This is a genomic window from Paraburkholderia sp. BL27I4N3 (genome assembly GCF_003386115.1).
GTDB lineage: Bacteria > Pseudomonadota > Gammaproteobacteria > Burkholderiales > Burkholderiaceae > Paraburkholderia.
In genome coordinates this window covers 1,976,384-1,989,833 of sequence record NZ_QREJ01000001.1, presented here as the reverse complement: position 1 = coordinate 1,989,833, position 13,450 = coordinate 1,976,384, and the positions used below count along the sequence as shown (strand labels likewise).

The 13,450-nt window shown below is 61.6% G+C and carries 11 protein-coding genes; all 11 read right to left on the bottom strand.

All coding sequences use genetic code 11. From position 1 onward, the window contains the following. Window positions 1-55: 55 nt before the first annotated feature. Complete coding sequence (locus tag B0G71_RS09220; RefSeq protein WP_116141154.1) at window positions 56-1,078, bottom strand: tRNA-dihydrouridine synthase; 1,023 nt, start codon at window positions 1,076-1,078, stop codon at window positions 56-58. A gap of 287 nt (window positions 1,079-1,365) precedes the next feature. Then, complete coding sequence (locus B0G71_RS09215; RefSeq protein ID WP_116141152.1) at window positions 1,366-2,955, bottom strand: hypothetical protein; 1,590 nt, start codon at window positions 2,953-2,955, stop codon at window positions 1,366-1,368. Window positions 2,956-3,098: 143 nt separating this feature from the next. After that, window positions 3,099-3,503 (bottom strand): GtrA family protein, encoded by a 405-nt coding sequence (locus B0G71_RS09210; RefSeq protein WP_116141150.1) that lies wholly within the window; start codon window positions 3,501-3,503, stop codon window positions 3,099-3,101. Then, on the bottom strand, window positions 3,504-4,439 hold the full coding sequence (locus B0G71_RS09205; protein WP_181916745.1) for a glycosyltransferase family 2 protein: 936 nt from the start codon (window positions 4,437-4,439) through the stop codon (window positions 3,504-3,506). It lies immediately after the preceding gene. Beyond that, entirely contained in the window at window positions 4,432-5,163 is a 732-nt protein-coding gene (locus B0G71_RS09200; protein WP_181916744.1) for a class I SAM-dependent methyltransferase, read from the bottom strand. Before B0G71_RS09200 ends, B0G71_RS09205 begins: the two co-directional genes overlap by 8 nt. 669 nt (window positions 5,164-5,832) lie before the next feature. Next, window positions 5,833-6,462, bottom strand: a complete 630-nt coding sequence (gene phaR, locus B0G71_RS09195; RefSeq protein WP_116116853.1) for a polyhydroxyalkanoate synthesis repressor PhaR — start codon at window positions 6,460-6,462, stop codon at window positions 5,833-5,835. Between the two features lie 131 nt (window positions 6,463-6,593). After that, window positions 6,594-7,334: a 3-ketoacyl-ACP reductase gene (locus B0G71_RS09190; protein ID WP_106283532.1), complete on the bottom strand. Its 741-nt coding sequence runs from the start codon at window positions 7,332-7,334 to the stop codon at window positions 6,594-6,596. Between the two features lie 182 nt (window positions 7,335-7,516). After that, window positions 7,517-8,698 carry an acetyl-CoA C-acetyltransferase gene (locus B0G71_RS09185; RefSeq protein WP_106283648.1) on the bottom strand — a complete coding sequence of 394 codons (1,182 nt, stop codon included), beginning with the start codon at window positions 8,696-8,698 and terminating at the stop codon, window positions 7,517-7,519. Between the two features lie 136 nt (window positions 8,699-8,834). Then, window positions 8,835-10,652: a class I poly(R)-hydroxyalkanoic acid synthase gene (gene phaC, locus B0G71_RS09180; protein ID WP_116141146.1), complete on the bottom strand. Its 1,818-nt coding sequence runs from the start codon at window positions 10,650-10,652 to the stop codon at window positions 8,835-8,837. Between the two features lie 637 nt (window positions 10,653-11,289). Beyond that, window positions 11,290-12,147 (bottom strand): peptidoglycan editing factor PgeF, encoded by an 858-nt coding sequence (gene pgeF / locus B0G71_RS09175; RefSeq protein ID WP_116141144.1) that lies wholly within the window; start codon window positions 12,145-12,147, stop codon window positions 11,290-11,292. Then, window positions 12,144-13,427 carry an RluA family pseudouridine synthase gene (locus tag B0G71_RS09170; RefSeq protein WP_116141142.1) on the bottom strand — a complete coding sequence of 428 codons (1,284 nt, stop codon included), beginning with the start codon at window positions 13,425-13,427 and terminating at the stop codon, window positions 12,144-12,146. The genes pgeF and B0G71_RS09170 overlap by 4 nt, the downstream gene beginning before the upstream one ends. Window positions 13,428-13,450: the final 23 nt, after the last annotated feature.

The window sequence follows — 13,450 nt, the reverse complement described above, 5'->3', positions numbered from 1 at the left end:
TTGAATTGTAGCGGTTCGCCAAGGCTGCCGCTCGTAAGTCTTTGAATTTTCGCCCTCAAACGACCGCGAGGTCCGCCGGATCGCGCTCTGAAAGGTGCCCGGATTGATGTGTCGCCGTTAATTGGCCGACGCCCAAAGCACGCTCGATCACTTCCAGAATTTCGTGCGAATCCTGCACCCGGCGGATCGCCGCATGCAGCTCGGCGGCCTGCGGCCAGGTCCGTTGCAGATAACTGAGCCACTTTTTGACGCGCCCATGCTCGTGCCGGGAAGCGACACGGGCCTGCAATTTCCGCAGATAACCGGCGATGTGACTCAGCACGTCCTGCCAGTCCCCGTCGGATGGCGAGCGCTCCATCAGTCCGCGGATTCTCAGCGCCAGGAAAGGATCCGAGACGGCGCCGCGTCCGATCATCACATCCGCACAACCGCTGACCGCGCGGCAGCGCTCCCAGTCGGCCACCGTCCAGACTTCTCCGTTCGCGATGACCGGCACGTCCACGGCGGCGTCGATCCGCGCGATCCACTCCCAGTGGGCGGGCGGCCGATAGCCATGATCCCGCGTTCTTGCATGCACGACGAGCGAGGCCGCGCCGCCTTCCGCGAGCGCGGTGGCGCACTCGATTGCAAGCGACGTGTCGGACACGCCGAGGCGCATTTTTGCCGTCACCGCGATGCCGGCCGGCACCGCGGCGCGTACCGCCGACACGATCCGGTTCAACTGTTCAGGGTCGGCCAGCAGCATGGCTCCGCCGCCGTGCTGATTCACGACCTTGGCGGGACATCCGAAGTTCAGATCGATGCCATGCGGCGACAAGGTGGCCGCGTGGGCCGCGTTCAGGGCCATCCATTCGGGGTCGCTGCCGAGCAGCTGGATGACCATCGGCGTGCCGTTGGGCGTGTAGGCTCCGTCGAGCACCTCGGGCGCTTCCCGCTCGTAGACGCGGGTGGGAAGCGCCGAGCCCGTCACGCGAATGAACTCGGAGACGCATCCGTCGAATCCGCCGATGCCGGTCAGCACGTCACGCAAGACGTAGTCCGCGAGACCTTCCATGGGGGCGAGATAGAGGCGGCTCATGCGGAAATGGGCGCCGGGAAATGGCGCGATTGCCGACGGCAAGGTAGGCAGTGATGAGCCATGAAATAGATCGTCGGATGCGCGCAGCCTTGGTAAGCAGCTTTGGGTGAGTGACTTCGGATGAATCGATGGACGGGACCGCGTTCGGCAATTCGAAACTAGAACGCCATTTTACCCGCCAATTGCCATTCATCGAATACCTCGGCCGAACTAGAGGCGTCCCCCGGGATGCATCGAGCCCGACAAGGAACGAATCAAGACGCCAGGGCCGGCCGCTACCCGCCCATTTACCTGCGTCGGAACACGCTCACGGGACTGCCATATCGGCCGGCGATCGGCGCCGTTGTATGAACGAGCAGATAGTCCTGCCCGGTAAGCTGCTTCAGCCGGGCCTCGGTCATCGGATAATTGCGCAAACCCTGATCCGGCGGTGACTGCTCGTCCATCGACACGACCACATCAGGCGGCACCCGCAGCGCCTCCTTGAGCATTTGCGTTCTGGTCGCTTCCGGTAGCGACGCCAGAATGTACGGCCAGCACATATTCATCGAATAAGCACTCGGTGCGCCCTGCGCCACCAGCACGTGAGGCAAAGCGCTCCAGTTGAAAACCTTGTCGCCGGGTTTAATGAAGCGCATGACCTCAGCCGTTGAACGGTTGATGGGCGCCGTGGCGCTCTGCAAGTCGTTGACCTGCTTCATCCCGACGTAACTGTAGATCAGTCCCGCAACGAGCACGAGCACAATGCCCGACGACGTAAAAACGACTCGCCTGCTCGACATCGACAGCAGGAGTCCCATCACCACGGCAACAGGTGCGAGCGAGGCGAGAAAATAGTGCGCAAAGAAAGTGAGCGCAACAACGGCCTGGAGCCACGCGCCGATCATCCACGCAATCGCAAGTACCAAGGCGAGCCGGCGCTTTGTCCAGCCTTCCGATCGCGTGTTGTAGAGACGAACGGCCGCCAATGGCGTCAGAATCACCATCGCGATGGCTGTCCAGACTCGATGGACGGAAAGAAACTGCACCAGATCGAGCGACCACAGCGGTACCAGATAGGACGTTTTTGCATTCGCGACAAACTGGTCCATCAGAACAGGGGAAAGACCTGCGCGAAATCTCACGGTGCCCAACAAGTAGTTCTGCAACGTGTCCGTCAAAATCAGATGCAGCGCGAAACCGCCCAAACAGATCGACGCGCCGAGGCAGCCGCCGATCAGCCATGAGTATCCGAGCCGGTTGCGCATGATCATCAGCCATGAAACGACGATAAGTGCGTCAGGTAGAAGCGATGTCTGTTTGACAAACCAGCCAAGGAAGACAAAGACGCCGATCAAAAAGCCATGCGCAAACCACCGTCTCCCAGGCACGCGCAACAGCAATGCGAGAAGCGCAAGCTCGGGCAAAGACTGGTAGAGCGCGATATTTAAACCGTTGTCCGTTACGCGGACATCCAGCGCAAGGACCACGTAAAGGAGCGATACCACGATCGCGGGTAAAACCGCGCTTGCGATCGGCAACACGTCCCGCTGCCGCGACGGCGCTCCACGCGATGGCACGGACACGACGAAAAAAATCAGAAGCGCCGTGGCAGCCATCCAGAACGCTTCGGCAATTCGGGCCGATTCGACAATTCCGAACGCACCGGAAAAGAGTCGGATAAACGGACTCCAATATATTTCCACCAGCGGGTTCTTGGTCTCGAACGAAGCCCAATAAGGCGGTTCGCCGTGCGCAATATTATTCGCCATGAAGACGAAATGCGCGCCGTCGCGCTGCATAACTGCATGAATATCGGCCCGCAGATAAAATGCAGCCACCGTCGATATCGTCAGCAATGCCAACAGACGCCAGATCGCCACGTTGGAAACGCTCACACCTGTCCCGCTAGGAGCCGACTCGAATTGCACGGAGGCATGTGCAGTTTTTGGATCAATCTTCAACAAAGCTCCTTTATTTTGTGTGTACGTGAAATCCAGTCAGGGCGCCGTCTCGCGACCGAATCGCGGGGACACTTCTGTCAGGCCGACGGTTCGTCACTCGTCTGTCGGGCCGCATCAAAAGTCCAATAGCGGTTGATCAGGAAATTACACACAGGAACGATCGCGATAACGTAAAGCTGCGCGCTGAAGTAATTGCAGTGAGCATAGGTGACCAGAACGAACACCATGCCTGTATTCAGGCACAGCCCCCCGAGCGAGACGACGACGTATCGCCAGAAGCCGGCCATGCGCGAGCGCCTCGACTGAAACGCCCACTGGTAATTCAGGCCGTACGAGATCAGTAGCGCCGCGCAAAAACCAGCGACGGCTCCCGCAACCGGCTTCCAGCCGAGCAGTTCGACGCAGGCGGCGAGGACCGCGAGGTGTGCGAGTGTCCCCAGTCCACCAGCCACGATATATCGAACAAACTGCCTCGTGATCATTCACATCTTCCACTCTGCAATCACGTACCGCGGTCTCTGCTTGACCTCCTCGTAAATGCGCGCCACATAAATGCCGATCAGGCCCATACCGAGCATCGATACGCAGCCGAGGATTAGCAGCAACAAAATGACCGTCGCAAAACCATCCACCGCATTGCCGCTCAGCTTGTGAAACAGCGTCTGGGCCCCGAGTATGACCGCCAGGATCGCGAAGGCGAAGCCAGCACCGATCAACAGGTAAAGCGGCGCGGAGGAAAACGATGCAAACGCTGTCATCGCCAGACGAACGAGTTGCAGTTTCGACCAGCCACTCTCGCCGCCCGCCCGCTCATCCACGTCGTACTGGATCTGAACGCGTCGGAAGCCGAGCCACGCATTCATGCCCCGGAAGAACAGATTGCGCTCGCCCATCGCACGCCAGGCATCGACAACCCGTCGATCCATCAACTTATAGTCGGATGCGCCGCGTAAATCGAAGCCCGTCATCCTGGAAAACATGGCGTAAAACATCCTGCTGCTGAAGCGCGCAGAAACACTCTCTGTCGCGCGTGCGCGCTTCACGGCATCCACGACTTCGGCACCCTCGCGCCATTGCGCGACCATCTCCGGAATGAGTTGCGGCGGATGCTGGAGATCGCCATCCATGACAACGACGGCGTCGCCGCTGACATGTTCGAGCCCCGCTGCCAACGCCGCTTCTTTGCCAAAATTTCGGCTCAGGCGAGCAGCCTTGATTTGCGGAAACTGCGCGCATTGCTGCTGGATCACTTCCCAGGTGTTGTCTGGAGAGCCGTCGTCGATCAGCACAAGCTCGTAACGGATCGGAATCCCGTCAAGGATCGAAATGATTTCTCTGACTGAGCTGGCGAAGTGGCTCGCTTCCCTATACAGAGGGATCACAAGCGAAAGCAGCGATTGATCGTCACCCTTACGCATTGTTTTGACCAATGCACGCAACTGTCGTGGCCGGAAGCCACATGTTGTATTGGCCCAGCGCTCCAGAGATTTTGACACCAAATTTAGAAGCAATCAGCGGCAATGGAAATGCGTGCGGATAGGGTACAACCTCGACACCGGAAAGACCGCACTCCTTCATCAAGCGGCTCAGGGTGCGGACGTCAAAGTAAAGGACGTGTTCGGGAAACTTGAATGACGGCCACCGGTTTCCCATGATTTTTCTCCAGAAGCTCCCAAAATCGGGCGCCGCGATCAGCAGGCTGCCACCTGGTTTAAGTTTCTCGACCAGTGCCTCGATGAATTCCTTTGGACGATACACGTGCTCGATGACATGCGTAGCGATCACACAGTCGAACCGCTCATCGCCGGGAACCGCGTCGACGCCACCGTGGCAGACCTGATCGGCGAATTGTCTCGAATGCTGGACCGCATTCGCGGAATAGTCTGTCCCGACCGTGTGACTAAAGAACGGGCGAGCCTCAGCGAGCAAATAGCCGAAGCCGCAGCCGATTTCGAGCAGCGAACCGCCAGTTTTCTTCTGCTTCTCCAGATGCGTCAATAAGCGCCGGAATGTTCGGCGTAGCGGCTCTTCCTGGTCAGAGTAACTTTCGTACCCATCGCCCTCGCCCCCGCCGAAATAGTCGTCGTTCTGATAAAGCGAGAGCATCTGTCGTTCGGACGCTCGTGGCGCCAGATAGGCCATGCTGCACTGTGTACAGCTGCAAACCTCAAACGGACCGCCTCTCTGCTCGGCATACATCCGCTTTCGCTGCGAGCTTCCACATAAAGGACAGTCGGGTATCTCCAGTTCGAGGTCGGTCATATGCGAGAAAAACACCAAAGAGCACGTCAAAAAAGCAGGTTCGTCGCCAGCGACGTGACAGAAGCCGGCAAAGGCCACGGGGAGGACCAAACGGGCATTGTAAAGGACGGTGTCGGATCGAGCCAAAAAACCGGGCTCGGATCAACCAACCGTAACCCAGCCTCGATGACTGATCTGACGACCACGCGCGGTCCCGGGCAACATCGTTCGTGCATGGGCTGTCCCGCAGAGGCGCGGCGGCTGGATTGGACCCGTAGGAGTATCCGACGGCTAGCCGATCTCGCGAAAGCGCCCCTTCGAACCTGAAGGCGCCGGCTTGGCGATGAACGTGCACGAGGGTCTGATGGGCGGCACAACGCGTAGCAGCGACGGCACCCACAATGACAGGCGGCGCGGCCGAAGACTGCCGCGCATACGGTTGCGGTTGCAAAACCATCCACGGAAAATACGTCTGGCGCGCAACCTGCAGCTATCTCGGCCCTGCGACCACGCGACAGCGCGTTCCGTCACACCCCAGAGCAACCCGCGCCGCAACCGGTATCTGCGCCCCTACTTCTTCTCCGCCTCCGGATCAACTTCCGGGCTACCCTGCGGATTGGCCGGAGCACTTCCGGGATTGCCGGCACTAACTGCGCCACCCGGCGTAAACGGGAAGGTTGCGAACATCGATTTCGCCTGATTCTGCATCTGCTCCTGCATCTGCACGAACATGTTTTTCGACTGCTCGATATAGCTGGTCATCATGCCCTGCATCATCGGCGCCTGCATGTTCATGAACTGCGACCAGACCTCGGGGTTCATCGCCTTGCCTTCGTACAGATTCTTCGACTGGTCGGCGAGCTTCGCCTGAATGTCGATGAAGGCCTGGATATTCTTTTCCAGATACGTGCCCATCATGCCCTGCATCGCATGACCGTAGAAGCGAATGATCTGCGACAGCATCGACGAGGAGAACATCGGCAAGCCGCCGCTCTCTTCTTCGAGAATGATCTGCAACAGGATGGCGCGCGTCAGATCCTCGTTGCTCTTGGCATCGATGACCTTGAAATCCTCCTGATCCAGCACGAGCTGTTTGACGTCCGTCAGCGTGATGTACGTGCTTGTCTCGGTATCGTAGAGCCGACGATTCGGATATTTCTTGATCAGTCGTTCGGCTGTTTTCTTTGTAGTAGTGGTCATGTAACGCCCTTGAGCGCAAGTTGAGCGTGGAAACGGCGTCAGCGACTGCGCAATCGGGCCTTTGCGCAGTCGAGACGCCGCCGAACCATCTGAGCCGAAGCGCGCTGCCTTGTGAGCGGCGCGCCGGTGACTCAGCCCATATGCAAACCGCCGTTCAGCGAAAAATCAGCGCCCGTGGAGAAACCCGATTCTTCCGATGCCAGCCATGCCACGATCGAGCCGATTTCGTCCGGCTGGCCGAGACGGCGCACCGGGATCGTCGCGACGATCTTTTCCAGCACGTCGGGGCGGATCGACTTGACCATATCGGTGCCGATGTAGCCCGGCGACACAGTGTTGACCGTCACGCCCTTGGTGGCCACTTCCTGCGCCAGCGACATCGTGAAGCCGTGAATGCCGGCCTTCGCGGTCGAGTAGTTGGTCTGGCCGAACTGGCCCTTCTGGCCGTTCACCGACGAAATGTTGATGATGCGCCCAAAGCCACGCTCGACCATGCCGTCGATCACCTGCTTGGTGACGTTGAAGAGGCTGGTCAGGTTGGTGTCGATCACCGCCGTCCAATCTTCGTGCGTCATCTTGCGGAACACGACGTCGCGCGTAATACCGGCGTTGTTCACCAGAATGTCGATCTCGCCGACTTCGGCCTTGACCTTGTCGAACGCGGACTTGGTCGACTCCCAATCGCCGACATTACCTTCGGACGCGACGAAATCGAAGCCCAAGGCCTTTTGCTCTTCGAGCCACTTCACGCGGCGCGGCGAGTTCGGGCCGCAGCCCGCGACGACCTTATAACCCTCTTTGTGCAGCCGCTGGCAAATGCTCGTGCCGATGCCACCCATCCCGCCCGTTACGTACGCAATTCGCTGTGTCATAAACTACACTCCGTTATCGTTTTCGAGGCGCCGACTGGCTGCCTCTTCCCTCGCCTGTACTTCATCTCCACTGCCGCCGGGCGACCGGCTGACGAGGCCTCCGCTGACCGCGCGCCACAGCGCGCGGCAACGTTTCATCCGGCGCATGACCGGCGCCCGCGGCGCCCGCCACGCGCCCCTGCTCAGGCGCGCTCGAGCGCCAGCGCCACACCCATGCCGCCGCCGATACACAGCGACGCGAGACCCTTCTTCGCATCGCGCTTCTGCATTTCGTGCAGCAGCGTGACGAGAACCCGGCAACCGGACGCGCCGATCGGATGGCCGATCGCGATCGCGCCACCGTTCACGTTGATCTTCGACGTATCCCAGCCCATTTGCTGATTCACGGCGCACGCCTGCGCGGCAAACGCTTCGTTGATTTCCATCAGGTCCAGATCGGCCGGCGTCCAGCCCGCGCGTTCCAGACAGCGGCGCGAGGCCGGCACCGGACCCATGCCCATCACCTTCGGATCAAGACCCGAGGTGGCGTATGCCTTGATGCGCGCGAGCGGCTTGAGGCCGAGCGCTTCAGCCTTCTTCGCCGACATCACCAGCACCGCCGCCGCGCCGTCGTTCAGACCCGACGCGTTCGCCGCCGTGACCGAGCCTTCCTTCGAGAACGCCGGCTTCAGGCCAGCCAGCGACTCAGCCGTCACGCCATGGCGCACGAACTCGTCGGTGGCGAAACGCAGCGGCTCGCCCTTGCGTTGCGGAATTTCGACCGGCACGATTTCGTCGTCGAAACGGCCCGCCTTCTGCGCGGCTTCCGCCTTGTTCTGCGACAGTGCCGCGAACGCGTCCTGCTGCTCGCGCGTGATGCCGTATTCCTTGGCGACGTTTTCCGCCGTCATGCCCATGTGGTACTGGTTGTAGACGTCCCACAGGCCGTCGACGATCATCGAGTCGACCAGCTTCGCGTCGCCCATGCGGAAGCCGTCGCGCGAACCCGGCAGCACATGCGGCGCCGCGCTCATGTTTTCCTGACCGCCGGCCACCACGATATCCGCGTCACCCGCGATGATGGCGTTCGCCGCCAGCATCACCGCCTTCAGGCCCGAGCCGCACACCACGTTGATCGTCATGCCGGGCACAGCCGTAGGCAAGCCGGCCTTGATCACAGCCTGACGCGCCGGATTCTGGCCCGAGCCGGCCGTGAGCACCTGACCCATGATCACTTCGCTAACCTGTTCCGGTTTCAGACCGGCCCGCTCGAGGACGGCGCGAATTACCGTGGCGCCGAGTTCGGGTGCGGCGATTTTCGCCAGCGACCCGCCGAATTTGCCCACTGCCGTACGAGCGGCCGATACGATCACAACATCAGTCATTTCCATTTCCTCCGGGCGGTCGGCCTCATGCGCCGCTGCCCGTCAAGTTAAAAATCTCGTTGCTCTTAGTCACGCGCCAACTCAAGCAGACGCTCACTCACATCGCAAACAACCGCGCCATGAAGCGCGTTCAAACCTACTCCCGCTGCCGCACGTAACGCCCGGGCGCCGCTTCGATCACCGGAAACTCAGCCGAGCCGGCCGTGGCGCGCGGCTTCACCTTCTTGCCGCCGTACTGGTCGAGCCATGTGGTCCATTCAGGCCACCAGCTGCCGGGGACTTCGGTAGCCTGATCGAGCCATTCTTCCGGGTTCTCCGGCAGCGTCTTGACGTCGCCTTCCAGCATCCAGAAGTTGCGTTTTTTCTTCGCGGGCGGATTGATCACACCCGCGATGTGACCCGACGCGCCGAGCACGAACTTCAACGGCCCGCTAAGGAGCGGCACCGACGCGTACGCCGATTGCCACGGCACGATATGGTCTTCGCGTGAACCGTAGATGAAGGTGGGCACGTCGATCTTCGACAGATCGACCGGCTGGCCGCAAGTGGTCAACGCACCCGGCTCGCGCAGACGATTCTCGAGATACGTATTGCGCAGATACCAGACATACATCGGGCCCGGCAGGCTGGTCGAGTCGCTGTTCCAGTACAGCAGATCGAACGGCACCGGCGTGCGGCCCTTAAGGTAATTGTCGACGACGTAGTTCCACACCAGATCGTTCGGGCGCAGGAACGAGAAGGTGTTGGCGAACTCGAGGCCGCGCATCAGCCCCGGCGGCGTACCGTTCTTGCCGCCAATGGTCTGCTCGCGCATCTGCACATGCTGTTCGTCGACGAACACGTCGAGCACGCCCGTGTCCGAGAAATCGAGCATGGCGGTGAGCAGCGTCATGGACGCGGCCGGATGTTCGCCGCGCGCGGCGGCCACCGCCAGCGCCGCGGCGAGCATCGTGCCGCCGACGCAGAAACCGAGCGTATTGATCTGCTCGCGGCCGCTGATCTTGCTGACCGTATCGATAGCGGTCAGCACGCCTTCGCCGATGTAGTCGTCCCACGTTTTATGCGCGATCGATTGATCGGCATTGCGCCACGAAATCAGGAACACCTGGTGTCCCGAATCGAGCCCGTGAGCGACCAGCGAGTTCTCGGGTTGCAAATCGAGAATATAGAACTTGTTGATGCAAGGCGGCACGATGAGCAACGGCCGCTCACGCACGGTCGCCGTGCGCGGCTTGTACTGGATCAGCTGCATCAGATCGTTTTCGAACACGACCGAGCCTTCGGTGTTCGCGAGATTTTCACCGACCACGAAACCCGATTCGTCGGTCTGCGAGATCTTGCCGCGCTGCAGGTCGCCGAGCAGGTTCATCACGCCCTGGCGCAGGCTCTCGCCCTTGCTGTCCAGCAAAGTCTTTTGCGCTTCCGGATTCAAGGCGAAGAAGTTGCTCGGCGAGGCGGCCGCGGTCCATTGCTGGACGGCGAAACGAATGCGCTCGCGCACCTTGGGCTCGGTGTCGAGCGCGTCGACCATTTCCTGCAGATAGCGCGCGTTCAACAGATACCACGCCGCGGTGAACGCATAGGCCGGCGCCGAACTCCAGGCGTCGGAACTGAAGCGGCGGTCCTTGAGCTGGGGCGCCTGAGTGGCTGACGTAGTGGCTTGCTGGATCAGCTCCATTGCCTCGCGCGAATAATCAGCCTGCAACTTCTGCAGACGCTCGGAAGGAATGGCTGCGGTCGGGATATTCAGGCCGGCGAAGGACGGCATGCCGGGCATCGATCCTGCCGCCAGCTTGCTGAAGTCCGGCATGCCGGGAAACGATGGCATCTGAGGGAAAACCTGCGGCAAGCCCATTTGAGGCATTGGCAGCGGCATCTGCGGCATGGCGAAAGGCATGTTGCTGCCGCCGGGCGAACGCCATGCGTTCATCCAGGCGTCGATAAACTGCTGCATGCCTGCGGCCGGTGTTGCACCGCTCGTACCGGCCTGCTGCGTGTGCTCCGTGGAGGAGTCCGTGCTGGGGGAAGCTGAGGAATGTGAAGCTGCCATACCTGCTTTTGACCGGTAAGTCCTTGCGGACGGGTTGAGAGGCAGGTTCGTGCGCACGTGAGCAAGAGCTCGCGACCTCGTCACGCCCTGTCCCTTGTACGAGGAGCCGTGAGGAACATTCTTGCTCCCCATCGCAAGGCATGTCAATGCTTGTTCCCGATTTTGCCGCAGTGCGATAGTTTTTTAATTATCGTTTTCCCTGTGTAGAAGATCGCGCTTTTGGAACATGCGTAATTCGAGTCGCACGAGAACGGAAAAAGCTCCCAAATTGCATAGGCTTATGTGCATTTATCCGTTCGCGCGCAGACAGTTTTGGCGGCAGATTTACGCCAGCGCGCGGAATTCCGGCAGTGCAGCAAAAACGCTCGGGCTTCTCCGAATAAACCCTCATACGGGTGCTCGCGGGCAAGGGTCGTGCATGACATGGCAATGCTCAGACAAGCATGCCTGCATGCATGACATCGCGCCATGTCGATGTCATGCATGCGGGCATAGGTGTGTTGGCGATCGCGAGAAAACCGCGCGCGACGCCTGTCGCAGGTTAATCCGCGATCGACTGCGCCTGAGCATCCAGCCAGATCAACGCGGCCATGCGGCCGGTCTCGCGATCGCGGCGATAGGAATAGAAACCCTCACGCTGAGTGACCGTGCAGAGATCGCCGCCAACAATGCGCTTCACGCCGAGCCGCTGCAGACGCAAACGCGCCAGCGCCGGAAGATCGGCCAGATATTTCCCGGGATTGCGCGGGTGCTCGACGAAGGCGTTTGCCGTCGCCTCGCGTTGTACGGCGTCCACGCCGTTCATGAAGGCGTCACGCACATCTGCGCCGACTTCGAAGGCGTCAGGACCGATGGACGGGCCGAGATAAGCGTGCAATGCGCCCGCCTCGACTCCGGCAAGTTCGGCGACGCGCGCTGCCGTCTGTTCGACGATGCCCGCCGCCAGTCCGCGCCACCCGGCGTGCGCCGCACCGACCGCGCGGCCCGCTTCGTCGCAGAACAGCACCGGCATGCAATCGGCCACCATCACGACGCACACCGTGCCGGGACGATCGGTGACGCTCGCATCGGCGCGCGTCGGCGTGCCGGTCGCACGCGCTTGTGCGAGCACGTCTTCCGCTCGCACGATGCCGGCGCCGTGAATCTGTTCGAGCCACGCGGCCTCGCTCACGCCGGCCAGCTTCAACAGACGTTCACGATTCGTGGCGACCGCTGCCGGATCGTCGCCGGACTTCATGCCCAGATTCAGGCCGCCGGGCAAGTCCGCGCCGTTCCGCCAGCGGCCGAACGGCGCTTCGCTCACGCCGCCGTCGCGGGTCGTGACGAGCGCGCGCACGCGCGGCGAGACATTCCATGCGGGTTGCACGACATCGGCAAAGCTCAGCTCGGGCGCAGTCATGCGTGATCGTCCTCGTCGTGTTCGTCGTGTTCGTCGTGTTCGTCGACGTCGCCGTGATCCAGGGCGCCGTCTTCATCGGCGTCCTCGTCGAGCGACGCGTCGTAGTCGTCTTCCTCGTAGTACGTCTCGTCGAACTCGCCCGCGTCGTCGCGGCCGAGGCCGAGCGCGGCCGACAGCGCCTCCATGTCGGCCGGCGCATCGGCACGCCACTGCATCGTGCGGCCGGTCTGCGGATGAATCAAACCGAGGCGCCATGCATGCAGCGCCTGGCGCGCGAAACCGTCGGGCAACGGTGTGACCGAGCGCTTGCCGCGGGCCCGCCCGTACACCGGATCGCCGAGCAGCGGATGACCGATATGCGCGCAATGCACACGAATCTGATGGGTGCGCCCCGTTTCCAGGTCGCAATGAATCGCGGTGACCGGCTGACGCTGCCAGATCGCCGAATCGACGCGCCGGAAATGCGTGCGCGCGGGCTTGCCCGAGGCGCTCGTGACCACGGCCATGCGCGTGCGTTCGCGCGGATCGCGGCCGATCGGCGCGTCGATCGTGCCTTCTTCGGGCATGTTGCCCCACACCAGCGCGAGATAGCGGCGCTTCACCGTGCGCGCCTGCAACTGGCGAACAAGGTCGGTCTGCGCCTCGAGCGTGCGCGCCACCACCATCAGCCCCGAGGTTTCCTTGTCGAGCCGGTGCACGATGCCCGCGCGCGGCAGGCCCGCGGCGGCGTCGCCGTAGCGGTACAGCAGGCCGTTGAGCACCGTGCCGCTCCAGTTGCCGGCCGCCGGATGCACGACCATGCCGGCTGGCTTGTTGATGACCACCAGCGTGTCGTCTTCATAGACGATTTCGAGCGGCACCGGCTCCGGCGTGAACGCCAGTTGCTCGGGCAGCAGATCCGGCACGAGTTCGATGGTCGCACCGAGCGGAACGGGCTGGCGGATTTTCGCGGGCTTGCCGTCGATCCGCACGCGCTCGGCCTCGATCCAGCTTTGCAGGCGATTGCGCGAGAACTCGGGAAAAACCCGCGCGAGCACCTTGTCGAGGCGCTCGCCGGCCAACTCGTCGGGCACGGCGACGCTGCGCGGCGTTTCGTCCGCCACGCGGCTCGCCACGGTCGGCACATGGCTGGGCAGAGCGGCGGCACTGAGCGCGTCGCTGCCGAGATCGTCGTCGAGGGAATCGACGCCCAACGCGTCGGAGGGGTCAGCGCTTACGCTATAATCTTTGTTGCTATTCCCGGCGCCGGTTGCGGCGCCTGGAGTATTTGAGCGGGTCATTGAGTCTGGGTCACCTGGACGTA